We start from the raw sequence: 24710 nt of genomic DNA on the forward strand, positions 1-24710 counted from the left end.
CAATCCCCCAAACGTGCTGCAGCGCAACCAACCTCGAAGCGCGGGCACGAGAGAGCGGTGAGGTCGGATGGGAGGCTTGTATCTCGGCATCGATGTCGGAACCGGCGGCGTCCGCGCCTGTGCGATCGATCCGCAGGCCGGCATCCGCGGCTTCGCTTCGATCGCGCTGCCTCCGCCACGCGTCGACGGCAACGCCATCGACCAGAACCCGGAGCTCTGGTGGCAGGCCGCGACGGCTGCGATCCGCAAGCTCGGCGAGACCGTCGCTCTAGGCGACGTCACGCGCATCGTCGTCGACGGCACGTCGGGCACGCTGCTGCTGGTCGATGCGGCCGGCCGGCCCTGCTCGCCCGGGCTGATGTACAATGATGCGCGCGCCACCCGTGAGGCGGCGCGGGTGGCGGCGATCGCGCCGCGCGAGAGCGGCGCGCATGGCGCGAGCAGCGCGCTCGCCAAGCTGCTGTATCTCCAGAATGACGGCTATGTCGGCGATGCGCGCCACGCGGTGCACCAGGCGGACTGGATCGCCGGCCGGCTCGCGAACCATCACGGCATCAGCGACGAGAACAACGCGCTGAAACTCGGCTACGATCCGGTCGTGCGCGCCTGGCCGTCCTGGCTTGAAGCGCTCGGCGTGCGCGACGATCTGCTTCCCGAAGTGCTGGTGCCGGGAACGCCATTCTCCGAACTGGATCCGCAGATCGCGCGTTCGCTCGGGCTGCCCGCCACAACCCACGTCGCGGCCGGCACCACCGATGGCGTTGCGGCCTTCATCGCGACGCGGGCCGACCAGCCGGGCGATGCCGTAACCTCGCTAGGCACCACGCTGGTGGTGAAGCAGCTTGCGACCCAACCGATCTTCGCGGCCGACCAGGGCGTCTATTCGCACCGGCTCGGCGAGCGCTGGCTCGCCGGCGGCGCCTCGAACTCCGGCGGCGCCGCGCTGCTGCTGCATTTCACCGCCGACGAGATGGAGCGGCTGACGCCGCAGATGATGCCGGATGCACCGACCGGGCTCGACTACTATCCGCTGCCGAAACCCGGCGAACGCTTCCCGATCGCCGATCCCGCGCTGGCCGCGCGGATTACGCCGCGTCCGGCGGAAGATTGCCGCTTCTTCCAGGGCCTGCTCGAAGGCATCGCCTCGGTCGAAGCCCTCGCCTACCGCCAATTGGCACGGCTCGGCGCACCGCATCTGCGCCGCGTCATCGGCATCGGCGGCGGCGCGAAGAACGACGCATGGACCAGGATCCGGCACCGCGTGCTCGGTGTGCCGGTCTCGGTCGCCGAACAGACCGAAGCAAGCTACGGGGCCGCGCTGCTCGCGCTGAACGGAGGTCCGCCGTGAAGGCCGATGCGACCGCGATCGCCGGCCTTCATGTCATCGCCGACCGCTTCGATCATGTGCTGCTCGACCAGTGGGGCACCCTGCACGAGGGCATGGCGGTGTTCCCCGCGGCGCTGGATTGCGTGGCGCGGCTGCGCGCGGCCGGCAAGCACGTCCTGATCCTCTCCAATTCCGGCAAGCGCGCCGGCAGCAACCAGCGGCGCCTTGCCGCGCTCGGCCTGCCGCCGGAGGCTTATGATGGCGTGCTGTCGTCGGGTGAGGTCACCTGGCACGGCCTGCATGCGCGCGACCAGGCGCCCTTCGCCGAACTCGGACGCACCTGCTTTCTGATCTCGCGCGACGGTGACCGCTCGATCGTCGACGACACCGGCCTCACGCTCGCTTCGACCGTGTACGAGGCCGATTTCATCCTGCTCGGCGGCCTTGACGATGACACGGCCGAGCCTGAACGCTGGCGCAGGCTGCTGACGGTAGCCGCCGCACGGCAATTGCCGATGCTGTGCGCCAATCCCGACCTCGTGATGTTCGGCGTCGCAGGACTGATCCCTGCACCGGGCGCCCTTGCCGCCTTCTATCAATCGCTCGGCGGCACCGTGCTGTTCGTCGGCAAGCCGCATCCACCGATGTTTACCGCCGCGCGCGATCAATTGGGACGTCCTGCGCCGGAACGAATCCTCGTCATCGGCGACTCCCTCGATCACGATATCGCCGGAGGCCGCACGGCAGGCATGCTGACCCTGCTGATCGGCTCCGGCGCCCACCGCGCCGCGCTTGCGCAGGCGCGCGATCTGCCGCAGGCGATCAGGGCCGCAGCCGGCGCAGCGGCGCGGGTTCCACATTGGACGATGGACCATTTGACCTGGTGAGAATAGTTCGATGCGACCGCCTCAGAGCCTGAACGAACTGCGTCGCATGTCGGCACGCGTCGGCCGGAATATCCTGCTGGTGCAAGGCGCCGGCGGCAATTCGTCGGTCAAGGACGGCGACGTGCTGTGGGTCAAGGCGTCCGGCACCTGGCTCGCCGATGCCGAGGACAAGGAGATCTTCGTGCCGGTCGCCTTGTCGGCCGCGCGCGCGGCGCTGACGCAAGGCGACGAACGCGTGCCGCTCGCGAAGGACGCCGGAACCACGCTGCGCGCCTCGATCGAGACCTCGCTGCATGCGCTGATGCCGCACCGGATCGTGCTGCACGTCCATTCCGTCAACACCATAGCGTGGGGGGTGCGCACCGATGCCCGCGACGAATTTGCCCGGCGCCTGGACGGCCTGGCCTGGCGTTACCTCGACTATCACCACCCGGGGCTGCCGCTGGCCCGCGCGGTCGGCGAGGCGATCGCACAGGATGCGGTCGACGTCCTGATCCTCGGCAATCATGGCCTGGTGGTCGGCGCTGCCGGCTGCGACGCGGCGGAAGCCCTGGTCGCCGATGTCGAAAGCCGCCTCGAACTGGAGCAGCGTCGCGCGCCCGTTGCGGATCATGACGCGCTCCGAACGGTCGGCGCCGGCACAAGCTATCGGCTGCCGCGCGATCCGCGCGCCCACGACATTGCCACCGACCGCTACAGCCGCGCGATCGCGACCAGCGGTTCGCTGTATCCCGATCACGTCGTCTTCCTTGGCCCGGGACTGCCGATCCTGGAGCATCACGAGAGCCCGAACGTCATGACCGCGCAGACCATCGCGAACGGCCTGCCGCCGCCGGTTGCGCTTCTCGTCCCGGATGTCGGCAGCCTCATCCGCGAGGACGCGAGCGATGGTGCCGAAGCCATGTTGAGCTGTCTCGCGCTGGTTACCAGCCGGCTGCCCCTGACTGCACGGGTCAACTATCTGACATCAGAGAATGAGCACGCGCTGCTCAACTGGGACGCCGAGCGATATCGCCGGCAACTGACCGCCGATCGCTGATCCGCCGACCGGCGTCTTCGGTCCAGCTGACGTCGCTGCAACCAGGCGCGTGATTGCAAGGGCGGCGTCGTGCCGGCCGAGCACATTCCCGCGGGTTATCGTCTCCTGAAAACTTGCAATTGGACGCTGGTTCGACCCGCGGGCTAATCCCATCGCGAAGCACGGCTCCAAATCCGTGATGGCACCGATCCATCGCCGCATGCTTCGACAGGGAGAAAACACGTGTCATCTCACGCTCACGCGGAGACCAGTGAAGGCGCGCCGCGTTCGCTGGAGGCGACGCTGAAGGCAATCGGCGTTCCCCTCGCCCTTGTCGTCGCCGCCGCCGTCTGGTTCAGCCCGACCCCGGAGACGCTGTCCTTGCAGGGACACAAGGCACTGGCGCTGTTCGGCGGCATTTTCGTGCTCTATCTGACCGAAGCGATCCCGCTGGCCGTCGCCAGCCTGATGGTCGTGCCGCTCGCGGTGCTGACCGGAACAGCGCCGCTTCGAACCGCGCTCGACGGCTTTGCCGCGTCACCCGTGTATCTGATCGTCGGCGCCTTCATCCTCGCGACCGCGATGGTGAAGACCCGGCTTGCCGAGCGCATCACCTATATCATTCTTGCGAAGTTCGGCAGCGCGCCGACGCGGATAACGCTCGGCGTGACGCTGGTCAATATCGCGCTCGCCTTTCTCGTTCCATCGTCGACCGCGCGCACCGCAATCCTGCTGCCGGAATGCCTCAGCATCCTGACGATCTTCGGCGCGGCAGCCCGTTCGCCATTCGCGATCAACCTTCTGCTCACGCTGACGATGACCAACGCGACGATCGGCGCCGGCGTATTGACGGCGACGGTACCAAACCCCGTGACGGTCGAGTTCGTCGCCAAGATGAGCGGCCACACCATCACCTATGCCGAATGGCTGCTGTACGGATTCCCGCCGGCCCTGGTGATGACCATGTTCACCTGGTGGGTCATCCAGCGGGTGTTTCCGCCGGAATTCGCGGCCGGCCACGACCAGGCCGACGCACGGATCTCACAGAATCTCGCCGCCATGGGCCAGATGTCGTCAGCCGAATGGCGCGCTCTCGCGGTGTTCGTGCTGGTGACCTGCCTGTGGGCGACGCAGGGTCTGACCGGGCTCGACACCACGGTGGTGTGCCTGATGGGCGCCTGCCTGCTGTTCCTGCCGCGCTTCGGCGTGATCGACTGGAGCGACGCCAACAAGGGCGTGTCCTGGCAGGTGCTGCTGATCGCCGGCGGCGGCGTATCGCTCGGCGATATCCTGCTCAAGACCGGTGCCGCCAACTGGCTGGCAAATTCAATCTTCCATGCGCTTGGCCTCGCCGGTGCATCGGCGCTGGTCGTCATCGTGGTCGTGATGTTCATCGTGCAATTCATGCACATCATGTTTGTCGGCACGACCGCCATGGCGACCGCGCTATTGCCGATCATCCTGGCGATGGCAACGACCGCGGGCGTCAATCCCGTCGCGCTGGCGCTGCCGGCCGGCATGATCATCGGCGGCTACCCGCTGCTGATGTTCTACAACACGCTGCCGAACATCCTCGTCTACGGCACCGGCCGATTGCGTGTCGAGGACTTCCCGCGGGTCGGCGTGATCGTCTGCATCGCCGCCTGCCTGCTCTATGCCCTGTGCGCCGCGACCTGGTGGCACTGGCTCGGGCTCGTCTGATCATCATCCGGAGAACACCTATGACACTGCCTCTCGCCGGCATTCGTATCCTCGACCTGTCGAACGTGCTTGCCGGGCCGTTCTGCGGCTATCAGCTCGCCCGCCTCGGCGCCGAGGTCATCAAGGTCGAAAATCCAAAGGGCGGCGATCTCGCACGGCGGCTCGGCGCCGATCCGGCGATGGCGAAGAACCTGATGGGCCTGTCGTTCGTCGCCGTGAACGCGGACAAGCAGTCCGTCGCGATCGATTTCAAGGCCGAAGAAGGCAAGGAGATCTTCCTGCGCCTCGTCGAAACCGCCGACGTCGTGCTGGAGAACTTCCGGCCGAAGGTCATGGAACGGCTGGGACTCGGCTACGAGGTGCTCGCCAAGCGCAACCCGCGGATCATCTACTGCGCGATCTCGGGCTTCGGCCAGGACGGCCCGTGGGCCGGCCGGCCCGCCTACGATCAGATCGTTCAAGGACTTTCCGGTGTCATGAGTGTCACCGGCGATGCCCAAACCGCGCCGCTCCGCACCGGCTTTCCGATCGCCGACACGATCGCGGGCCTCACCGCATCCTTTGCGATCACGGCCGCCCTCGTCGAGCAGCGGCAGACCGGGCGCGGACGGAAGATCGACGTCTCGCTGCTGGAATCGACTTTGGCCGCGATGGGTTGGGTCGTCTCCAACCACCTCAACGGCAATGTCGATCCGCAGCCGATCGGCAACGAGAATTTCACGGCATCTCCCTCCGGCACGTTCGCGACGGGCTGCGGACCGCTCAACATCGCGGCCAACGAACAGAAGCAGTTCGAAGCGCTCTGCGACATCGTGGGAAAGCCGGAGCTGAAGACCGATCCGCTGTTTCGCGAGCGGCAGTCGCGCAAGGACTACCGCGTCGCCTTGAAGCGCGAGCTCGAGGCCGCGCTCGCCGCTAAATCCGCGGCCGAATGGGAGACGTTGTTCAACGCCAAGGGCGTGCCGGCGGGATGCGTCCTGAGCGTGCCGCAGGTGCTGAACGAAGCCCAGATCGTCGGCCGCAAGTTCGTCGAGAGCCTGAAGGCTGAGGTCTCGGGCGGCCAGGCGATGCGCGTCACGCGCCCGGGCTTCCGGCTCGAGACGGACTATCCGGAGCCGTCTCCTCCACCCAGCCTCGGCCAGCACACCGAGAAATGGCTCGGACAGCTCGGCTTCACGCCTGACGAGATACAGGCGCTCGGCCAGCGCGGCGTCGTCGCCTTCGACAACCGGCCGACGGTGAAGGAGACCATCAGGATGCCGGACCTGAAAGCCCGCGCCGAGACTTCAAGCACCTGAGATGCAATTGAGGACAGATGCCATGACCGACCAAGGCGCCGCAGACCTGCTGCAAAAGGCCACCCAATGGTGGTCGACCGACATCATCGACATGAAGCCGGGTGTGATCCGGTTCCGCGGCTTCCCGATCGAGCAACTGATCGGCCGGGTCTCGTTCCCGCAAATGATCTGGCTGATGCTGAAGGGCGATCTCCCATCGTCAGAGCAAGGCGCGCTGCTCGAGGCCGCGCTGGTCTCCGCCGTGGATCACGGTCCCCAGGCGCCATCGATCGCGATCGGACGAATGGCCGTGACCTGCGGACTTCCCTTGAATGGCGCGATGGCCTCGGCCATCAACGTGCTGGACGATATTCACGGCGGCGCCGGCGAGCAATGCATGGAGCTGTACGCCGATATCGCGCGTCGCCAGGACGCAGGCGTCGAGCTGAAGACAGCCATCCAGCAGGGCCTCGACGATTTTGCCGCGGCAAATGGCAAGATCGTTCCCGGCTTCGGACACCGCTTTCACCCCGTCGATCCGCGCTCGCCGCGGCTGCTCGAGCTCGTCGACGCGGCGCGCGACAACGGCGTGGTGTCCGGACGCTTCGCCGAGATCGGCCGTGGCGTCGAGGACGAGATGCAGCGGCGCAAAGGCCGCAAGATTCCCATGAACATCGACGGCGCGACCGCCGTCATCTATTCGGAGCTGGGCTTTTCGCCAGCGCTCGGACGCGGCCTGTTCATCCTTTCGCGTTCCGTCGGCATCCTTGCGCATGCCTGGGAGCAATCGCAGCAGGGGGGCCGGATCAAGGGACCGATGCCGCCCGGCATCCCCTATCGCTACACCGGACCGGTTCCGCGGGATTTCGTGAAGTGATCGCATCGCCGGTGGGAGGCGGCAACTATCTTGCCGTTCGGCCGGAATGGCTGGCGCGAGGCCGCGAGGCTGCGCTCGAACCCGAGCTGCCGATCATCGATGCCCACCATCATCTCTGGGAGCGGCAAGGCTGGAGGTATCTGTTCGATGAATATCTCGCTGATATCGCCGGCAGCGGCCACAACGTCGCGGCGAGCGTCTTCATGCAGTGCCAGGCGATGTACCGGGCCGATGGACCGGCCGCGATGCGGGTCGTCGGCGAGACCGATTTCGTCAACGGCGTCGCGGCCATGAGCGCGAGCGGCAATTACGGACCGCGGCGGCTTTGTGCCGGAATCGTCGGTCACGCCGATCTGCGTCTTGGAGACGACGTGACGCCGGTGCTCGAGGCCCACATCGCCGCCGCGCCGGACCGGTTTCGCGGCGTCCGGCATATCACCGTGTGGGATGCGGATCGAAGCCTGATGAATCCGCTGAGCGCCGGTCCGCCCGGGCTGCTCGGCGATGCCGCGTTTCGCGCCGGGTTCGCGCGGTTGGCGCCATTGGGGCTGGTGTTCGACGCATGGCTGTTCCACCCGCAAATTCCTGAACTGACCGCGCTCGCGTGGGCTTATCCATACACCACTGTTGTGCTCGACCATCTCGGCGGGGTCGTCGGGATCGGCGCCTACAAGGATCGCCGCGCCGACATCTTCGCCGAATGGTCGCGCGCGATCCGCGAGCTTGCGAGCTGCACGAATGTCTGCGTCAAGCTCGGCGGCCTTGGCATGCGCATCAACGGATTTGGTTTCGAGACGCGGGACGCGCCGCCGGCGTCGGAAGTCCTCGCAGAGGCCTGGCGGCCCTATATCGAGGTCTGCATCGAGGCATTCGGCGCGCAACGATGCATGTTCGAGAGCAACTTTCCGGTCGACAAGGGCTCGTATGGCTATGGATCGGTGTGGAATGCGTTCAAGCGCCTGACGCGCCATGCCAGCGAGAGCGATCGTGCGAGCCTGTTCAGTGGGACTGCCGCGCGCGTTTATGGACTCGCTCTGCCCGGTTGACGACGATGGCCGGCGCGGTGGCCGCGGCATCCGTCATGCCTGGTAACGTGACCTGTTCGAGAAAGTCACGCCCCCTGGATTTGAGCAGGCTGACGACGCGCTGCGCGGCTGGAGACAAATAGCCATCCCGGCGGGTGACGAAACCCAGCGGCCTTCGCATCGTGGTGGTGTCGATCATCAGGCGGTCGAGCTGGCTGCCCAGCCGAAGCGGATGCAGGTTCCGCGTTGATGTGAAGCTGAGCAGCGCCGTGTCGGCGATCAGCTTGGGCAGCGTCGTGATCGAATTGGTCTCGATCTGCACCGTCGGCGGGGCAAGACCGTGCGCCTCGAACACGTTGTCCAGCCACTGGCGCATCGCGACGGTGCGGGCCGGCAGCACCCATTTCGCGGCGACCAGATCCTCGATGGCGAGCGGCTTGCCGCAAAGCGGATGCTCCTTTGCCGCGACCACGACGACGTCGTCCATGCCGAACGCCTCGTGACTGAACTCCTGCTCGTCGGAGGGCAGGATCGGGCCGATCGCAAGATCGAGGGTCCGCTCGCGCAGCGCCGCCCGGACCACGCCGCTCATTCCGATCTGCACCTCGATCGCGACGCCCGGTGCGTCGGCGATGATGGCGCGGCAGATCTGGGGCAGCAGGTACTCGCCCATGGTCGCGCCGCAGCCGATGCTGACGCGGCCGGCCGCACCGGCAGCGAAATCGGTGACCTCGCGCAACGACTCCTCCATCGCCTCGCGCATCCGCCGGGCCCGCGCCAGCAGCACTTCGCCGACCCGCGTCAGCGTGATCCCGCGCCCGGTCCGCTCGAACAGATCGGCGCCCACCGCCTCTTCGAGACGCTGGATGCATTTGGTCAGCGCAGGCTGGGTGCGGCCAAGCTTGTCGGCGGCCCGGCCCATGTGGCCGAGATCGGCAATCACCTCGAAATAGGTGAGGTCGCGAAGGTCCACTTCTTCCTCCCGGTTATCGGTTCTTGAACATTAGCGATTGGACCGCTGTCCGCTCTTTCTGGCATCTCTGACCCTAACACAGCCGGTACCCCTCAGGGTAACCGGCCGGACATGCAGGGGAGGATCGGCGGATGACCGAGATCACGGCCAACGGATCGTCGACGGAAGACCATCCGGATGCAGGGTTGCTCGCGAGCGCCCTTTCCAAGAACACCTGGCGCCTCGTTCCGCTGCTGGGCCTCGCCTATCTCTTCAACTATCTCGACCGCACCAGCGTCGGCTTTGCTGCGCTGCAAATGAACAAGGATATCGGTCTCAGCGCCACCCAATTCGGCTGGGGCGCCGGCATCCTGTTCTTCAGCTACTGCCTGCTGGAAGTCCCCAGCAACATGATGATGTACCGGTTCGGCGCCCGGCGCTGGCTGGCCCGCATCATGATCACCTGGGGCCTTGCAGCGGCGGCGACCGCGTTCGCGGTGGGACCCTACAGCTTCTACGCGATCCGCTTTCTGCTCGGCGTGTTCGAGGCCGGCTTCTTCCCGGGTGTGATCTGGTACCTCTCGATCTGGTTTCCGCAGAAGCACCGCACCGGCGTGCTCGCCCTGTTCATGGCCGCGACGCCGCTCTCCTCGCTGCTCGGCAGTCCAATCTCGGCGGCCCTGCTCGGCATGGACGGATTCTGGGGGCTCGCAGGCTGGCAATGGATGTTCCTGCTCGAAGGGCTTCCGGCCTGCCTGCTCGGGGTTCTCTGTCTCTTGCTGCTCGCCGACACGCCCGAGCAGGCCCGCTGGCTCACACCCGAGGAGCGGCATGCGCTGCTCGGCGCCCTCGCCAGCGACAAGCACGACAAGCCCAAGAAGGATTTGTGGGCCGCCATGCAGGATATCCGCGTGCTGATGCTCACCGCGATCACCTTCGCCTTCACGATCGGCTCCTACGGCATCGGCATCTGGCTGCCATTGATCCTGAAGAGCCACGGTCTGAGCAACATGCAGGTCGGTTGGCTCTCGGCCATTCCCTACCTGTTCGCAACCATCGGCATGCTGTTTTGGGCGCGTCTCGTCGATCGCAAGGGCCAGAAGATCTACAACCTGATGGCCGCGCTGATCCTAGGCGCCCTTGGGCTTGCGCTCTCCGTGGCCTTCAGCTCGCTTGTTCCGGCGCTCGCCTGCCTGACGCTGGCGCTGGTCGGCACGATTTCGGCACGAACGGTGTTCTACACGATACCGCAGAGCTTCCTGACCGGTGCCGCGGCCGCCGGAGGCATCGCGTTCATTAACTCGGTTGGTGCGTTCGGCGGCTTCGTAGGCCCCTACATGGTCGGCTTCCTGAAGGATGCGACGGGCTCATTCAATGCCGGCATGATCGGGATGGCTGCGATCCTTGTGGTCGCGACGGGAATTGCCGGCTCGCTCAAACTGGTCGCTGGCAAGATGTGAGCACGGTTGGAGCGTCTCGCGACCCGCCATCCAGAGACGCGCGCCGCGTCATCCCTGCTCGGCCGAGAGGAACAGCCGATAGGCCGGATTCTCGCTCTCGTTCCAGTAGGGATAGCCGAGTGCATCCAGCGCTTGAACGAACCGGGCGCGCTCCTGCGGCTTGACCTCGATCCCCGCCAGGATGCGTCCGTAGTCGGCGCCGTGATTGCGGTAGTGGAACAGCGAGATGTTCCAGTCCGGCGCCAAGCTCTCGAGGAATTTCAGCAGCGCGCCGGGCCGCTCCGGAAACTCGAAGCGGTAGATCACTTCGTCCCTGAGCAGCGGCGCGCGACCGCCGACCATGTAGCGCACATGGTCCTTGGCCATCTCGTTATCGCTCAGATCCAGGATCGGATAGCCTTCGCGGCGAAGCAGCTCCATCACCTCCCGCTTCTCGGCCTCGCCGCGGCTCAGCGCGATGCCGACGAAGAGCTGCGCCGGCGCGGTGGTCTCGGCAAAGCGGTAGTTGAACTCGGTGATGGCGCGCGAGCCGAGGATGCGGATGAAGTGCCGGTAGCTGCCAGGCTTCTCCGGCACGGTGACCGCAAGCAATGCTTCGCGATGCTCGCCGACCTCGGCGCGATCGGCGATGGTGCGCAGCCGGTCGAAGTTCAGATTGGCGCCGCTGTTGACGGCGACCAGGCTGCCGTCGCTCAGCGCGCCACGCTCGGCATAGGCCTTCAGCCCGGCAAGCGCCAACGCCCCGGAGGGCTCGGCAACCGATCGCACGTCGTCGAAGATATCCTTGATCGCCGCGCACATCGCGTCGGTATCCACCGTGACGACCTCATCGAGCAGGTCGCGGCAGAGCCGGAACGTCTCCGCGCCGACCTTGCGGACGGCGACACCGTCGGCGAACAGCCCGACCTGATCCAGCGCGACAACGCTGTCCTTGGCGAGCGCGGCCGCCATCGACGCGGCGTCCGCCGGCTCCACGCCGACGACCTTGATCGAGGGATTGAGGAATTTCACGAAGGCGGCGACGCCGGCCGCCAGCCCGCCCCCGCCGATCGGCACGAAGATGGCCTCGATCGGATCCGGATGCTGCCGCAGGATCTCCATCCCGACGGTGCCCTGGCCGGCAATCACGTCCGGATCGTCGAACGGATGCACGAAGGTCAGGCCGCGCGCGACCTCGATCTCCCTGGCCTTGGTTTGCGCATCGTCAAAGGTGTCGCCATGCAGGACGACGTCACCGCCCAGACGCCGCACGGCTTCGACCTTGATGGCGGGCGTCGTCCTCGGCATCACGATCGTCGCGGGAATACCGAGCTTGCGGGCCGACAGCGCCACGCCCTGGGCGTGATTGCCCGCCGACGCGCAGATCACGCCCAACTTGCGCTGCGCGTCCGGCAGCCTGACGATCTTGTTGTAGGCACCGCGAAGCTTGAACGAGAAGATCGGCTGGAAATCCTCCCGCTTCAGCAACACGGATCGTGACAATCGCTCCGAAAGCCGCGGCATGGGATCGAGCGGCGTCTCGACCGCCACGTCATAGACCCGGGCGGTCAGGATGCTTTGGGCGTAGTCGCGGAGCGCGTTGGCGGTAGCGGTCATCTGGTATGCTTCTGGCGATGGGCGGGCAATCCTTATCGGTTGCACCTGCCCATCGTCGGCGCCGACCTGGCGAGCAGACGGCACGGGACCGTCGCTACATCCTGCTCGAAGCATCGCATGACCGGAGGCGCGAGTGAAGCAAAGACCGCCGGATCACTCGCCTGGCCGAGCGCACGTCCGGGCCGTCGCAGGGGGCGCCGCCAAAAATATCGAAAACAACCCCATGCAAAGCAGGCGGCGGCCGGGCAACTTGAAACGTCGGGCAATTCAGGGATATATTTCTAATATTCCGAAATCACTCAACAAGCGCCTCCGGCACCGCAGGCTCAATCGGCGACCCGTCCAAAAATGCGGCCCTGGCGTTGCCCGGTTCACGCCACGAGACGCGATGAATTCCACCCCCGACCATGATCTCCGGGGGCTTCCCAGCCCGTTTCGGAGACAATCAGCGTGTCCTCGAGCTTGATGTAGCCGCGCACCGGATGCAGCAGCGCGGTTTCGACCGAGATCACCATTCCCCGCTCAAGCGGCCGGTCGGCGTCATACGGCGCATAGGGCACCGGACCGGTTGCGGTCAGACGGGGGGCTTCGTGGCTGACCAATCCAATTCCGTGAGCGGTATAGTCAAGCACGGTACGGTGCGGTGAAGATGCGACGGCTGCCTCACCCGCCACGATGATGTCACCACCCATCGCGCCCGGCCGGATCACCCGCCGGGCGGCCTGCTGGATGTTCTCGACTTCGCTCAGCAAGTCGCGAAGTTCGCTGTCGGGCTCACCCAGGATGCCCATGCGGCTGAGATCGCCGATATAGCCCCGGTAGTTTCCGCCGGAATCGATCGAAATCACGTCACCCGCCGCAAGAAGCTGGTTCGACGGCGCGCGGTTATGGCTCTTGCCGCCGGCAATCAGGCAGTATTCAAACACCAGATCGCGCGCGTGTTCCTCATGCCGCAGACGAGCGACGATGTCGTTCTTGGTCATGCCTGGCACGCAGCTGCTGAACGTCGCCAGCATCGCATCGACCACCCGTTCAGAGGCTTCCCTGATGAGATCGAGTTCGGCGGGAGATTTTACGGCGCGAAGCCGTTCCAGGGTGAAATGGGCTTCGCGCAGTTCGGCATCGTCGAGTCCGGCACGCAGATGATCCCTGGCATCGGCCGGCAGGAAGCTTGCCTCGATGCCGACACGCTTTGCCGTAGCCCCGAGCTTCCGCACATGATCGATCGCGAGGCCCATCGCATCGATCGTCCCCCAGCTGCCCATCTTGACCAGCGGCGTCCATATCCGTCCGAGATCGTGCTCGAACTTCTCCATGCGGTTGCCGATGTAGATCGCATTCTCCGGATGCCCCTTCTGATAGACGAACACCGGCAGATAGCGGCTAGTGCCGATCGCCTCCATGACATCGAAGAAAAAGAAGCGATAGCCGCCAAGCAAATACTGCACATTGTGGCGCGAGGTTGCGATCAGGATGTCGAGCCCCGCCTCGTCCATCAGCCGGTCGAGCTTCGCGGTGTCGAACGGCGCCGTGGTTGCGATGTTGTCGTGCGCATTGTCCATGATATGACCCTTCGTCTTGTCAACTTGCCGTCTTCGCGGCCAACGATTTCGGTGCGGCGCCTGCGTTCTCGCCGAACAAGGCCACCGGGCGGCCGTGCGGTTCGACGCCGAGGAACGTGAAGGCAAGCCCGATCAGCAGGCCGGCACCGGCAAGAAAGCAGAACGCCGGCATCACCGCCGCGGCGGTTGCGCTCGGATGCACCAGATTGTCCGCACCCGCGATCAACGCGAGGCACAGTGGGCCGACGATCTTGCCAACGCCATTGGAGAGCTGGGCAAGCCCGACTGCGCGCCCCGACAGCTGAACCGGGAAGATTTCCGCGGGATAGGGCCCGATGTTGGAAAATCCACCATCGAAGAACAACGCGCCGATTATCAAGAAGACCAGGAACAGCGGCACCGAGCCGGCAAAGTCGCTGTGGAAATAGGCGGCGAGCGCCAGCGTGACCGCGGTGCCGTAGCCCATCAACTGACCGCACGGCTTGCGGCCGATCCGATGTGCCAGAAAGGCAAAGCCGGTCCGGCCGAGGACGCCGGCGAGGCTGACATAGATGAACATCTTGGCCGCCTCCTGGGGCGCGACGCCGAGCAGCAGCGCCACGATCGTCGGCCCCCACAGGAACACGCCGTAGTTCGCCGTGCTGGCGCCGAACCAGACCAGCACCGTCAACCAGAACCGCCGCTGCTCGGCAAAGAGATCGGCAAATGTTGCGGAGCTCGCCGGCGGCAACGTGGGCAAGGCGAACGCGTCGCCGCCGACCCGGTAGAGTTTCCGGATGCTCGCCTGCGCCTCGCGCACGCGGCCCTTGCTGATCAGCCAGCGCGGCGATTCCGGCATGATGATCATGGTCAGGATTCCGAGGATGATCGGCAGGAAGCCGACCGCCGCCAATCCGCGCCAGCCGACCAGCGGCAGCAGGAAGCTCGCCGTGACCGACGCCGACAGCACGCCGAAGGCGACCGGCACGACCACGAGACTCGTGACCAGCGTGCGATGACGGGTCGGAGCGAATTCGACGATGGCAGGAACCGCCGCCGCCGCACCCGCGGCAAGGCCGAAGCCGACGAAGAAGCGCAGGATCGCAAACGCAACCCAGCCGTCTTCCGGAATGAACGCGATCGCGCCCGAGGTCAGGCCGCACACCATAACGCCCGCCACCGCCAGCGGCTTGCGCCCGAAACGATCGGCGAGGATTCCGGCGGCGAACGCCCCGAGCATCGCCCCGATCCCGGCGCTCATCAGCATGATCGAGGTCTGCCCGAACGTCAGGTGCCATTTCGGCGCCAGCACCGAGACCAGAAACCCGACCACGAAGAAATCAAAGAAATCGACCACGCCGGAGATGGCGAAGATGATGATCGATAGCCAATAGCGCGTCGTCACCGGCGCTTCGTCGAACGGCACGGCGTTCGTCTGCTCCATGGTCTCCCCCTGTCGTTGTCAAGCGGCCTTCTTTTTTGAACTCAGAAATGCAGTCACCGCTTCCGCCACCCGCCCGGGCGCCTGGATCGACGCGACGTGGCCCGCGTTCGGGATGGTCCTGGTCTCGACGTGCGCAAGATCGCGCGCGAGTGCGAATGTCTCTGCATTCGGGATCAGCCGGTCGTCGCCGCCCACCAGCAGCAGCGTCGGGCGATCGAAGCCTGCCAGGTCGGCGGCAACAGGTTGCGCGAGCAGCGCGCCGCGTCGCGCCTTCTGGCCGTCGTCGCGGGTCGAGCCACGGAAGATATCGATCAGCTCGGGCCGGGCGCGCAGGTACTCCGGCGGGAAGAAGAACTCCGCAATCTTCGGCGCGTTGCCTGCGGTGTCGCTGCGGTACGACGCGAGCGTACGGAACGCATCCGCGTTGACGTCCAGCGGGCTTTTGTTGACCTTCCAGGTGCTGCTCAGGATCAGGCGGTCGATCCTGCCGGGATGGCGCGCCGCCAGCACTTGCGCGATCTGGCCGCCGAGCGAGGTTCCGAAGACATGGGCGCGATCATGGCCGAGCCCCGTGATCAAGGCGGCGGCATCGTCGGCCAGATCGGCCAGCGAGTAGGATGACGGCGGATTTCTGGTTGCGCCGGAATCGCGCTGGTCATAGGCGATCACGGTGAATTGCGCCGCCAGTTGAGGCGCAAGGCCATCGAACATCGAATGATCGGCCTCGCCGCCATGCAGCAGTACGATCGGCTCGCCACGTCCACTTCTCTCAAACGCCGTGACGACGCCGTTCGCTTCGAGCGATTGCATCGGAGATCTCCCTAATGCAGCAGTGTCGAGAGCGCGCCGGCCAGTTCCTTCGCCGGGTCCGACGGCAGCCATGGCATGCGCCACGCCACATGCCCGTCGGGGCGCACCAGCACGGCGCCGCGCATGCCGAGCTGGAATCCGTCCGCCGGGTCGGCTGACGGCAACTGTTTCAGCGAGAGCGGCAGGCGGGTCTTTTCCGACACCTGCCTTCCCGCCTCCAGCCACTCGCTGCCGAGCGGGCCGGTGACGACGGTGAATTCCTTGTCGAACCAGTCGAGCGTCGATGTCTTGCGCGACGGCTCGAGCCACATATGCGGAAAGCGCGCGCCGGGCCGGTCGGTCGGCGTGTAGTAGCGGGAGTTCAGCGCCTTCGCGACGGTGCCGTCGGGGATCACCGCGCCCTCCTCGTAATTATGTCCAAGGTTCTGGCCGATGCTGTGCAGATGATTGTCCATGTCGTTGATCCAGAATTTGATCCGGTCCGGATTGCGCGATCGCACGGCGTCGTCGGTCAGCCCAAAGCGGAGCCGGTTGCCATAGCTGAAATTGGCGTTGGACTGCGCGATCGGGCGGCGCTCGCTGGAATAGCTGTCGAGCAGCTTTTCGTCCGCGAGACCCTTCAGCACGAAGGCGAGCTTCCAGGCGAGATTGTGCGCGTCCTGAACGCCGGAGTTCAGACCGAAGCCGCCGGTCGGCGGAAACCGGTGGGCGCAGTCGCCGACCAGAAACACCCGGCCCTTTCGAAAGGTCTCGGCGACCTGCATGCTGACGCGCCAGATCGACCGGTTCAGAAGCGTGACGTCGAGGTCGGGAATGCCGACATGGCCGCGCGCGATCTCGATGAACTCCTGGTCGGTCCACGGCCGCTCGCGATCGTCCTTGGTCAGGCCGATCTGCGTCACGGTCAGCCAGCGATCCCGGCCGTTGGTGTTCAGGATGCCGGCGCGCGGCAGAGCGGGCGTGTCCGGGACGATGATGAAGCCGGCGGCCTCGCGCGCGATCGGCAGCCGCGACAGATCGGCGCGCCAATATTCATTGGACATCACCGCCAGCGTCGAGGGCCCGACCATGTCGATCCCCGCGCTGCGCCGCGTCTGGCTGCCGGCGCCATCGGCGGCGATCAAGTAAGTTGCCGTCCAATGAGTTACCTCGCCGGTCTTCTGACAGCGCGTCGTGACGTTGACGCCGCTGTTGGTCTCCTCGAATGATTCACATTCCGTGCTGAACAGCACCGTGGCGTGTTTTGACTTCTCGACCACACGCAGGATCTCTTCCTCGACGGCATCCTGGGCGACCAGGCTTTTCCAGGCGGGCGTGTGACCGACATTCGGCTCGGGGCGGGTGCGGCCGAACTCGTGCCCCGCGATGCTGTCGAGGAACACGAACATGTCGGAGTTGTCCTGCAGGCCGCGGTCGCGGATCGCCTGCTCGATGCCCCACTGCCGGAAGATCTCCATGGTGCGGACCCAGCAGCCGCGCGACTTCGGATGATCCGTTGTCGTCGAGCTCTTCTCGACCGCCACGCAGTCGATGCCGAAGCGATCGAGCAGCAGCGACATCGCAAGGCCTACCGGCCCGCCGCCGGCGATGAATACTGACGTGCGGCGTGTCCCGTCCGCGGCGATGCCCATGCTGGTGTCTCCTCGATTTGATCGTTGGGCGAAGACTGCTCCTTTTTTGCTATCTCACAAGAATATGTTTGATATGGTATCCATCTCGATCCGAGATGGAGCTGGCATCATGGACCTGCGGCAGATCCGCTATTTCGTTGCCGTCGCCGAGCGTGGCGGCTTTGCCGCCGCAGCCAGCACGCTCAACATCGCCCAGTCGGCGCTCAGCCGCCACGTCAAGGAACTCGAAGACGAACTGGGCGGCGCCCTGCTCGAACGCGGTGCGCGCGGCGTCTCCGTCACGGAGTCCGGCAAGGTGCTGCTCGCGCGGGGGCGCTGGCTGCTCGGCGCGATCGACGACATCAAGGCCGAGGTGCGCACGGAAAATCGCGAGCCCAGCGGCACGGTGCGGATCGGCGCGCCGCCGAGTCTCGGCGACGTCCTCTACGCGCCGCTGGCCCAGGCATTCGTGAAACAGTTTCCGCGCGTGCGGCTCGAGTTGAATGAGGGGCTGACCGAGAATCTATCCGAACGCCTGTTGCGCGGTGAGCTCGATCTGGCGATCGTGACGACGCCGTCGCCCAACGATCACCTCGACTATGAGATGCTTGTCGTCGAGCAGGTGTTCCTGATCGGACCGCCGCGCGATCCGCTGCTGAAGCGCGGCCGGCTGACCCGCAAGGAGTTCGACGCGCTGCCGTCCGCCGTGGCGCCGCTCAGCCGCAACCCGTTCCCGCCGACCATGCTCTGCGCGGTACGGGTCGACAACAGCACCCCGATGAAGCGCATGGTGGCCTCGGGCCTCGGCTACGCGTTGCTGCCGTTTTCCGGCATTCACCAGGAGGTGACCACCGGAGCACTGTCGGCAGCGCTGTTGCCATGGATGCACGCCGACCGCGTCCTGGCGCTGCCGCGCGGACGGCCGGTCAGCCGCGCCACGCGCGAAGCGATCGCCGCGCTGAAGACGATCTGCCGCGCCCTGATCGCCGAGGGAATCATCCTGACGGCGCCGGCGCGCAAGACCTGAACACTGCTTGCCGCCGCAGCGACCTGCCACGGAACCCGGCGTAATTTATGTTTCAGTAAGCAAGTTGTAGCAAGGATGGATCAGTGAGTTGCGTATGGGAGACTTCCAGTGATCGACTTTGACGAACTTCGTAGTATCGCCGCGGATGTTCGTATCTTCATCGACGCGTCGGAAGACAAGGGCGGCGCCTTGAAGGCCATCGTCGACGCCTACGACGTCGTTCTCGGCATTTTCCCGGCCGGCCCCGGAATGGACCTGCACGTGGTCAAGGGCAATGACGTCCTCAATCACATCGCGCAGACCCAGGCCTCGACGGGCTTTACGCACACCGCCATCGCGTTCCAGACCCGCGAGCAGGCTGTTGCACTCGAGCACCTGATGGCGGCCTAGCCGTCGGCAGCGCGCCTGCGTTGCGGGCGCCTGAAGCCGCCGCACGATCCAGTCCGGTGTCCCCGGCGATGCTAGATCGTTGAGAGATAAAGCGACGGGTCAAAATACTGCATGGCCGGCGTCGCCGCCGCGATCGGAGCCTCGGTCGCGAAGAAGTCGCTGACCTGCTGCAGCCATTTGGCCACGGTGCCATCGGCGTAGAGCCGTTTCCACTCCCGCGAAGAGAACATCTTCTGCGCCGCCAGCGCCTCCTCGATGTCGGCGACCGATGCCTGCGGATAATGCTTCTTCTGCAAGGTCTCGGCCACCGCCCTGCCGTTGCGGAGCATGTGGTCGTTGGCGTCGGCCCAGCCGCGGATGATCCGCGCGAAGACGTCACGGTTCGCGCCATAATAGTCCTGCCGGGCGACCCAGCCGCCGACGACCGCAGACTGCGGATAGTAAGCCGATGCGTCCACCAGCTTGACGGCGCCGGGCAGCTTGTCGCGCACCACGACATTGAACGGGACCCAAAGTGCCACGGCAGGCACCTCGCCCGCGATGAACGCATCTACCGCGGCGGACATGTTGCTGTTCACGATCTCGACATCGGCCGGAGCGAGACCGTTGGCGCGCAACGCGCGATCCAGGAAGATGTGGGCGGTGCTCATTTTGGTGGTTGCGATGCGCTTGCCGCGCAGCTCCGCGAACGTCCGCACACCCCTGTCGGGCCGCACCCAGAGCTGGGCGGTCGCGATCTCAACATCGTTGACAAGGAACGCGGTATAGCCGCCGCGCGGCAGCAAGCTTGAAATGACGGCACCGGCCGAGAGCACATCGAGCCGGCCTGCGGCCATCGCCTGCACCACCTCGAAACCGGTGTTGAACTCGACCAGATCGAAGTCGATCCCCTCGCGATCGAACGAGCCGCGGTCCAGCCCGGTGAGAATCTGGCCGTCGACGGCAACGACATGGAGATAGCCGAGCCGTAGCCGGGCGCGTTCCCGGGCGATTGCGGGTGAACCGAGCGCCGCAGTCCCCAGCGCGGCGCCGATCAGAAAGCGCCGTCGACTGGTCTTGCGGGCCAACGGACCGCCCTCGATCCGCATCTCAGTGCACCGAAAGATCGAGCAGCGGCCGCTGAGCGGCATTGCGCAGCCGTTCCGCGTGATACCGCGCGACACCATCCCAGGGATATTCGGCGAGGAAGTCGGCAATGCGCAGCAGCGCCGTTGCCGGCTCGCCGCACCTGATCGAATTGTAGACGGCTTCCCAGCGCGCGCAGAACGTCAGCTCCGCCTCGCCGCGCTCACCGCAGAGTTCATAGACCGTGATCGCGTCGGCAAAGCCCTTCGGCCGGATCTGGTCGACGCTGCGGAACGCGAACCTGTGTTCGGCGCGCGCCCGCACGGCCGCGCTGACCAGCACCTGCGTGCCGTAGTTCTTGTTGAGGCCTTCGAGACGCGAGGCCAGGTTGATGGTGGCGCCGAGTGCGGTGTAGTTCATGCGATCGGCGGAGCCGACGTTGCCGACCACGGCGTCGCCGAGATGCAGGCCGAACCTGGTGGCATAGGCCGGCCAGCCCTCGCTCCGGAAGGCGCGGTTCAGCTCGGCGTTGCGGTGCAGGCAGTCCAGCACGGCCTCGCAGGCATGGATGACGTGATCGGCATCGTCGTCCGGCGCGTTCCACAGCGCCATCACGGCATCACCGATGAATTTGTCGATCGTGCCATGGTGCTGCATGATCGCCTGCGACATCGCGGCAAAGTAGCGCGACGTGAAGATCATCACCTGCGACGGATCGGCCTTCTCCGTCTTCGCGGTGAAGTCGGCGACGTCGGTGAAGAGAACCGTGACTTCGCGCCTGACGCCGCCGAGCTGCAGCGAGGCGCCGGACTCCATCAGCTGACGTACGATCGGCTGCGGGATGAAGCTGGAGAAATTGCGCACCACGGTGCGCATCGTGAACACCGAGCGGCCCAACTCGTCGATCTCGTCGATCGCCGATTGCATGCGCGGCCGGTCGGCGAGCTCGAAGCGCTGGATCTCATCGGTCTGCCGCGCGAGCTCGCGCAGCGATCGGGCGAGCAGCGATCCGAGCCAGAATGCAAAGGGCAGCATCGCGACCACAAAGGCAAGCGCGATGGCGAACAGCGCGCGCCGCTCCGAGATGATCTTGGCAAAGAACTCATCAAGCGGGGCGATCACCGCAAGGCGGATATTGGCCGGCCCGGCCGTCTCGATGCGATGGAAGGCTGCAACCAGCGTCCGGCCGTCGCCGTCGGTGAAGAACTGCTGGGCGCCCCCTTCGCTGCGCCAGGACTGGATCGCCGCGGAAAGGCCGGGGAGCTTGATGGCGTCGATCCCGGGCAGCGCGTCGCTGCGCTCCGCCATCAGATCGCGCATCTCGGGGTGGCCGACGATGCGGTCGGCGTCGTTGAACAGGAAGGCCAGCCCCGACTTGCCGAGCTTCTGCCTGCTCAGCATCTCCTCGAGACGATTGAGCAGAAGATCGGCGGCCACCACCCCACGGCGGCCCTCCCTCAACGGCGTGCGCAGCGTGTAGCCCGGCTCGCCCGTCGCATAGAAGACATAGGGTCCGGTGAGCAGCGTCTTGCGATCCTTGAAGGCCTCGACATACCAGGGACGCTGCCGCGGGTCGTAGCGCTCCGGACCGGCGACCTCCGCGACCTGGATCAGGTTTTCCGACAGGAACAGCGTGACTGGCGCTGCCGCGGCCGCCCCGGTGCGGGCAATCACGACGACGCGATAGACCGCATCGGCGTCGACATTCAGGCCGCTGCGGAATTGCGGCTTGGCGCGATCGATGACATCCATCTCCAGGAACGAACCGTCTTCATATCCGACATAGAGATTGAAGATCTGCGGATTGTTGCGCAGCATCGAGGCCAACAGGCCGTAGAGCCTGGTGTTGTCGGCGATGTCGGCTTCCTGGATGGCCGGAAGCCCCGCCAGGATCTCGAGGCTGTCGCGCACGTTCTTGAACTGCGCGTCGATGCGGTCGGCGCCGAGCTGCCCGACCTTGTCGATGAAGGTGCTCGCCGCCATCTGCGTGATCGACGAGACCCGCCTGAAGCTGAGATAGACCAGCGTCAGCCCGACCACCAGCACCGCGGCGATGAACACCGTGATGATCGAGGTGCGGAAGCCGATCCGGACCGGCCGCCGGCTGGTCGCACGCGCGTCACTCATCCGGTCAGTCGTTCGCCTCCTAGTATTTCCGCACGATCGGCTTTGCGGTCGGTGCAGCCGCCGGCGCGGCCGGCGAGAGCTGGAACGTTACCCACGCCGTCCATCCCTCCGGCCGGTTCTCGGCGGCAAAATCCTTGTAGCCTCTCAGATTGAGATAACCCTGGTAGCCTTCGGCGACCGGAAAGATGAAGCCGACCTGCGGGCCGATGCCGGCGACGCGCCCCTTGAAATCGCCGAGCTTGGCGCCGGCGCCGCTGTCTCCGGTGAGCTGCTGGAAGTAGTATCCGGCGACACCGACATGCACATTCTTGGCGACGAACTTCGAAAGCCCCCAGTCGACGTGGAAGTCGATACCGTTCTGATACTGGAGATCCTTGTTCATTCCATTGTAGGTGACGCCCGCCAGCACCGAGAACTCCTGTCCGGACTCCGGATTGAGATAGGTATAGGCGCCGCCGACGTCGATCGCAGTGAACCCGAAGCTGAGATTGGCGAGGCGGGTGCTGTCGTAGGTCCCGCTCGGAATGTTGCCGAAAACGTAGAACATCTCGTTGTTGACGCCCTGATTCCATTTCAGGGTGCCCTGATAGAACACGTCCGAAACCGTATTGCGGTTGTCGGTCGCCACGCCCGAGATGCTGTTGCCGCGCGGGCCCGTCAGCGTCGCGTCGACGCCGACACCGACATTTCCGGGCGCGGCGAGGAACGTTATGGCCGCCTGTCCTCCAAGAACCGACTGGGCCCAGGTATAGGTGAACCCCTCCACGAGGACGTCCGCATGCGCGTTGAGACCGGCGACGACGGATCCGGGCACGCGATTGCCGATGACGAAATTCTTTCCCGCGCTGGCGCTCTGGTCGAGGTGAATGTAGATCGTCTCATACGCCCAGCCGGGCATCGCCGGCGCCGCCGTCAGGCTGGCGAACGAGCCGGGCAGCCAGAAGCTGACCCCGCCGGAATCGGCCAACGCTGTTCGCGGCATTGCCGATAGCACGAGTGTGCCGATGATGCCGAATAACGCAAACTCGCGACGTTTGATCATGCCCATTTCGGTCTCCCCACTTTCGTTCAGGACATCGTAGCGGATTCGTATGCGCCTTAGTTGGCCTTCCTGACCGGCGGCGGCGTCCAGCTGCCATCCAGGGCCGCGCGCTGCGGCGAATAGAGCCGCATCGCGAGGTTGAATTCACCCGCCGGAGCCGGCAGCCAGTTGGCTTCCCGCTCTGCGCCGGGGCTTTCGTTCTGGAGATAGATGTCGAGCGAGCCATCCGCGTTGAATTTGAGCTTGTCGCGGTCGCCGAGCGCAAAGCGGTTCAGCGCGTTCGGTGCCTGGAAGCCGTCCTTGTCGTAGAGCGTGACCGACCAGAAGGCATTAGCCGGCGGCAGCTTGCCCTTGTCGAAGTGCAGCAGGTAGCGATTGGCGCCGCTGTAGGGCTTGCCGTCGCCATCCACGAACGACGCCGGATAGACCGCATCCTCGGGCAGATTGACGCCCAGCCCGATCAGCGCGGCCATCCCGCGGAGCTTGTAGGCGGTGCCATAGGTGCCGACGGTGCTGGTTTGATAGAACCAGCCATTGACGTGAAGGCCGATGCCGGCGCCGCTCTTGCCCGACTGCTCCAGATCGGCAAGCGCATCCTTGGCGGCAGTGTTGATGGTCTTGACCAGCGCCGGGTCGAGCTTCGCGGCGTCGAACGGCTTGCCGGGCTCCAGGCCGATCTGCCGCATCCGGAACAGGATCGGATAGTCGTTGCCGTGCGGCGGATGTTTCGCCATCAGATCGGCCAATCGCCCGAGCACAGCAACGCCGTCCATCTTGTTGACCTGCACAAGCGGCGGCGTCTTGTCGTCGATCGCCGGATCGGTTGGCATGTCGGCAGGGGGCGGACTGGTCTTGCCCCACTGACTGAGCGGCGTCAGTCTGTAGCCGTCCTGTACCTTGTGCACGCTGTCGTAGTCGGCGGGACCGTTCGTCTGCGTACGGCCGAGAATCCAGATTGTCGGCGTCGGCGCGACGATCTTGATCACCCCTTCGGGCAGCGTTCCGCTCCAACCCGGCGCGACGAGTGCGAAATCTCCTGCCTTGGTTCCGGTCGTGCGCGAGCCGACGACGCTGAACACGTCGGTCCACATGTCCAGCATCGGCAGCAGGTAATAGCGCCCGCCCGTGTCCGGCACCGACAGGATTCTCGGCTCCTGCGACAGGTCGAGCCAAGCGAACGAGTAGAGCGTATCGAAATTGTAGCGCACGACGTCCCGATCCACGGCGCGCGGATAGGTCCTTGCATGCGCAAACTGGTTGACCGGAGCACGCAGCGGGATCGTGGCCGCGTTGGGCACGTTGGTCGACTGACGCATGGACACGTCCATGGTGACGATCGGATAGGCGAAGACATAAGCGTCGCGCGCGATCTCGTACGCCTGCTGGTCGGAGATGCCCTGCGCGGAAGCGGGCACGCCCGGCGTCAGCCCCACTCCAAGGACTATCGATGCAAGTATTGATCTGATCATCGACGACTTCCTTCCCGCAGCTTCCAATTCAAACTCCGCCTCGACGATATCCGGCATCAGGAACC

Annotated in this window: 20 protein-coding genes; 10 read left to right on the forward strand and 10 right to left on the reverse strand. The window is 65.5% G+C overall.

The annotated features are described in order from the left end of the window. Positions 1-67 precede the first annotated feature (67 nt). From CK489_RS38655 to CK489_RS38685, 7 genes are all read left to right on the forward strand, one after another. Positions 68-1348 (forward strand): FGGY-family carbohydrate kinase, encoded by a 1281-nt coding sequence (locus tag CK489_RS38655; protein WP_095736000.1) that lies wholly within the window; start codon positions 68-70, stop codon positions 1346-1348. Further along, positions 1345-2214, forward strand: coding sequence for a TIGR01459 family HAD-type hydrolase (locus CK489_RS38660; RefSeq protein ID WP_050626678.1), 870 nt, complete (start codon positions 1345-1347; stop codon positions 2212-2214). Before CK489_RS38655 ends, CK489_RS38660 begins: the two co-directional genes overlap by 4 nt. A 10-nt stretch (positions 2215-2224) precedes the next feature. Further along, positions 2225-3253 (forward strand): class II aldolase/adducin family protein, encoded by a 1029-nt coding sequence (locus tag CK489_RS38665; protein ID WP_095736001.1) that lies wholly within the window; start codon positions 2225-2227, stop codon positions 3251-3253. A 222-nt stretch (positions 3254-3475) separates the two neighbouring features. Further along, positions 3476-4933 carry an SLC13 family permease gene (locus CK489_RS38670; protein WP_095736002.1) on the forward strand — a complete coding sequence of 486 codons (1458 nt, stop codon included), beginning with the start codon at positions 3476-3478 and terminating at the stop codon, positions 4931-4933. 20 nt (positions 4934-4953) lie between these two features. Next, positions 4954-6231: a CaiB/BaiF CoA transferase family protein gene (locus CK489_RS38675; protein WP_095736003.1), complete on the forward strand. Its 1278-nt coding sequence runs from the start codon at positions 4954-4956 to the stop codon at positions 6229-6231. A 22-nt stretch (positions 6232-6253) separates the two neighbouring features. Then, the gene (locus CK489_RS38680; protein ID WP_095736004.1) at positions 6254-7087 is read left to right on the forward strand and encodes a citryl-CoA lyase; all 834 of its coding nucleotides are present in this window, start codon (positions 6254-6256) and stop codon (positions 7085-7087) included. Then, positions 7084-8133, forward strand: coding sequence for an amidohydrolase family protein (locus CK489_RS38685; protein WP_198961131.1), 1050 nt, complete (start codon positions 7084-7086; stop codon positions 8131-8133). The genes CK489_RS38680 and CK489_RS38685 overlap by 4 nt, the downstream gene beginning before the upstream one ends. On the opposite strand, the gene CK489_RS38690 is transcribed toward CK489_RS38685, so the two are convergent. Then, positions 8087-9085, reverse strand: a complete 999-nt coding sequence (locus CK489_RS38690; protein WP_094193747.1) for a LysR family transcriptional regulator — start codon at positions 9083-9085, stop codon at positions 8087-8089. The two genes, CK489_RS38685 and CK489_RS38690, sit on opposite strands and share 47 nt — an antisense overlap. A gap of 131 nt (positions 9086-9216) precedes the next feature. On the opposite strand from CK489_RS38690, the gene CK489_RS38695 reads away from it, so the two are divergent. After that, positions 9217-10524, forward strand: coding sequence for an MFS transporter (locus tag CK489_RS38695; protein ID WP_095736005.1), 1308 nt, complete (start codon positions 9217-9219; stop codon positions 10522-10524). A 48-nt stretch (positions 10525-10572) separates the two neighbouring features. On the opposite strand, the gene ilvA is transcribed toward CK489_RS38695, so the two are convergent. The 5 genes from ilvA to CK489_RS38720 form a co-directional block, all read right to left on the reverse strand. Continuing rightward, complete coding sequence (gene ilvA, locus CK489_RS38700) at positions 10573-12120, reverse strand: threonine ammonia-lyase, biosynthetic (RefSeq protein ID WP_095736006.1); 1548 nt, start codon at positions 12118-12120, stop codon at positions 10573-10575. A gap of 371 nt (positions 12121-12491) precedes the next feature. Beyond that, the gene (locus tag CK489_RS38705; protein ID WP_095736007.1) at positions 12492-13682 is read right to left on the reverse strand and encodes a M24 family metallopeptidase; all 1191 of its coding nucleotides are present in this window, start codon (positions 13680-13682) and stop codon (positions 12492-12494) included. Positions 13683-13701: 19 nt separating this feature from the next. Then, positions 13702-15105: an MFS transporter gene (locus CK489_RS38710; RefSeq protein WP_095736008.1), complete on the reverse strand. Its 1404-nt coding sequence runs from the start codon at positions 15103-15105 to the stop codon at positions 13702-13704. 18 nt (positions 15106-15123) lie between these two features. Then, on the reverse strand, positions 15124-15915 hold the full coding sequence (locus CK489_RS38715) for an alpha/beta fold hydrolase (RefSeq protein WP_158226560.1): 792 nt from the start codon (positions 15913-15915) through the stop codon (positions 15124-15126). Positions 15916-15926: 11 nt separating this feature from the next. After that, positions 15927-17546: an FAD-dependent monooxygenase gene (locus CK489_RS38720; protein ID WP_095736010.1), complete on the reverse strand. Its 1620-nt coding sequence runs from the start codon at positions 17544-17546 to the stop codon at positions 15927-15929. Between the two features lie 109 nt (positions 17547-17655). Here CK489_RS38720 and CK489_RS41135 point away from each other — a divergent pair, with 109 nt between their 5' ends. Both CK489_RS41135 and CK489_RS38740 read left to right on the forward strand, forming a co-directional pair. Then, the gene (locus tag CK489_RS41135) at positions 17656-18552 is read left to right on the forward strand and encodes a LysR family transcriptional regulator (RefSeq protein ID WP_050626669.1); all 897 of its coding nucleotides are present in this window, start codon (positions 17656-17658) and stop codon (positions 18550-18552) included. 108 nt (positions 18553-18660) lie between these two features. Continuing rightward, complete coding sequence (locus CK489_RS38740) at positions 18661-18942, forward strand: hypothetical protein (protein ID WP_095736011.1); 282 nt, start codon at positions 18661-18663, stop codon at positions 18940-18942. 71 nt (positions 18943-19013) lie between these two features. On the opposite strand, the gene CK489_RS38745 is transcribed toward CK489_RS38740, so the two are convergent. From CK489_RS38745 to CK489_RS38760, 4 genes are read right to left on the reverse strand one after another with little or no spacing between them, the layout of a single operon-like run. Then, complete coding sequence (locus CK489_RS38745) at positions 19014-20030, reverse strand: ABC transporter substrate-binding protein (RefSeq protein ID WP_050626762.1); 1017 nt, start codon at positions 20028-20030, stop codon at positions 19014-19016. A gap of 1 nt (position 20031) precedes the next feature. Next, positions 20032-22134, reverse strand: a complete 2103-nt coding sequence (locus CK489_RS38750) for an adenylate/guanylate cyclase domain-containing protein (protein WP_095736012.1) — start codon at positions 22132-22134, stop codon at positions 20032-20034. Between the two features lie 19 nt (positions 22135-22153). Beyond that, entirely contained in the window at positions 22154-23182 is a 1029-nt protein-coding gene (locus CK489_RS38755) for a SphA family protein (RefSeq protein ID WP_349626980.1), read from the reverse strand. Positions 23183-23232: 50 nt separating this feature from the next. Beyond that, positions 23233-24645, reverse strand: a complete 1413-nt coding sequence (locus CK489_RS38760) for a DUF1254 domain-containing protein (protein WP_095736082.1) — start codon at positions 24643-24645, stop codon at positions 23233-23235. Positions 24646-24710 lie beyond the last annotated feature (65 nt).

The organism is Bradyrhizobium sp. UFLA03-84, assembly GCF_002289535.1.
Classification (GTDB): Bacteria; Pseudomonadota; Alphaproteobacteria; order Rhizobiales; family Xanthobacteraceae; genus Bradyrhizobium; species Bradyrhizobium viridifuturi.